Below are 267 nucleotides of genomic sequence, written 5' to 3' on the forward strand. Positions count from 1 at the left end.
TGACGCAGCGCGGCAGGCTCCCGCGTCAGGAACGACGTCGGACAAGATGTCACGTGAGTCCGTGACGGTCATTGTCACGTTGTTGGTGGCCACGTTCGTGGTGATCCTGAACGAGACCATCATGAACGTCGCGCTCCAGCGGCTGATGACCGATCTGCAAGTGACTCCGTCTACGGTGCAGTGGTTGGCAACCGGCTTCATGTTGACCATGGCCGTGGTCATTCCCACCACGGGTTTCATCCTGCAGCGAATGACCACCCGCGGTGC

Annotated in this window: 1 protein-coding gene; it reads left to right on the forward strand. The window is 60.3% G+C overall.

The window, feature by feature from the left end:
• Nucleotides 1–267, forward strand: a 267-nt coding sequence (locus SB679_RS24560) for an MFS transporter (RefSeq protein WP_410704889.1), incomplete at both ends; no start/stop codon positions are given.

This window comes from Chryseobacterium sp. SIMBA_029, assembly GCF_046535275.1.
In the GTDB taxonomy this organism is placed as follows: Bacteria; Bacteroidota; Bacteroidia; order Flavobacteriales; family Weeksellaceae; genus Chryseobacterium.